We start from the raw sequence: 1469 nt of genomic DNA, 5'->3' as shown, positions 1-1469 counted from the left end.
ATAAAAAGAATAAGTCTGTAAGCTAATTATCCTTGCTTACAAACTTATTATACGAGGAGTATTATTATGTATCAAATTAAATTACTTAATCACCAGGATGAAATTTTATCCTGCCCCCAGTTCCTGATTCAATTTTTTAACTGGGGTGGCAACTACCGGCCTTATTCCTATGGCCATGCCGGTTTATTAAAGGAAAAGGGGCTGCTCGTCCGTCTTTACAGTCAAGAGGCTGACCCGTTGTGCACCTATGATCAGTCTAACGACCCCGTCTATCTGGACAGTGCTCTGGAAGCCTTTTTCCAGCTGGATCCGGAACACTCAAAGTCCTATATCAATCTGGAATTAAATGCCGCCGGTGTCCTTTTAGCCAAATTCGGAGAAGGCCGGGAAAAACGAACCTTCTTTTCCCAAAAGCAAATCGACCGTTGTCATGTCCGTCACGGCCGCAGCCAGGATTTCTGGTGGGTACAGATACTGCTCCCTTTTTCTGTTATTGAAGACTTTTATGGTCCTCTGTCACTGGAAGCAGGCTCTAAAATCCGCTGCAATTTTTACAAGATTTCCGAAAGTAAGTCACTGGAGCATTATGCCAGCTACGCACCTATTTATTATCCAAAACCAAATTTTCATCTGCCAGAATTTTTTGCAGATGCAGTAATTTCTAAATAAAAAAACATTTTATACCACGAAAGGAGTATATTTTATGAAAATTTACAAAGCAAAGGATTATAACGACATGAGCCGCAAGGCAGCCAATCTGATTTCTGCTCAGATTATCATGAAGCCAGACTGTGTTCTTGGTCTTGCCACAGGCTCCAGCCCTATTGGCACTTATAAGCAGCTGATAGAGTGGTATAACAAAGGGGATTTGGATTTTGCCCAGGTTACCTCTGTCAATCTGGATGAATACCGTGGTCTTCCTCGTGACAACGACCAGAGCTACTATTACTTTATGCAGGAAAATCTTTTCAAGCATGTAAATATTGACCCAGCTCATACCTTCGTACCAGACGGTACTATTGCAGATGCAGAAGAAGCCTGCCGCTCCTACAATGAAATTATCCGTTCTGTAGGCGGTATCGACCTTCAGCTTCTCGGACTTGGCAGAAATGGCCACATCGGCTTCAATGAGCCAGACGAAGCCTTCGAAAAGGAAACTCACTGTGTTAATCTTACTCAGAGTACCATCGATGCCAACGCCCGTTTCTTTGCTACCCGCGATGAGGTTCCAACCCAGGCTTATACCATGGGCATTAAAACCATCATGTCCGCAAAAAAAATCCTGGTGGTAGTCAGCGGTGAGGATAAAGCTGACGCCGTTCAAAAAGCTTTCTTCGGCCCGATTACCCCTCATGTACCAGGTTCTGTACTCCAGCTTCATCCAGACGTAACACTGGTAGCAGACGAGGCAGCACTGAGTAAGTGTGTTTTATAAATTTTGGTTATCGATTTGTTTTGATTTTCAAGAA

At 43.4% G+C, this 1469-nt stretch carries 2 protein-coding genes; both read left to right on the top strand.

What is annotated here, in order from left to right; genetic code table 11:
* The first annotated feature begins 66 nt into the window (after positions 1-66).
* Positions 67-669, top strand: coding sequence for a carbohydrate-binding family 9-like protein (locus tag ASU35_RS04535; protein WP_058351872.1), 603 nt, complete (start codon positions 67-69; stop codon positions 667-669).
* Positions 670-703: 34 nt separating this feature from the next.
* On the top strand, positions 704-1435 hold the full coding sequence (nagB, locus tag ASU35_RS04530) for a glucosamine-6-phosphate deaminase (RefSeq protein WP_058351871.1): 732 nt from the start codon (positions 704-706) through the stop codon (positions 1433-1435).
* Positions 1436-1469 lie beyond the last annotated feature (34 nt).

Origin of the sequence: Acetivibrio ethanolgignens (genome assembly GCF_001461035.1) — a bacterium.
In the GTDB taxonomy this organism is placed as follows: Bacteria; Bacillota; Clostridia; order Lachnospirales; family Lachnospiraceae; genus Velocimicrobium; species Velocimicrobium ethanolgignens.
Note: the sequence above shows the minus strand (reverse complement) of the source record. Positions and strands in the feature narration are given on the sequence as shown.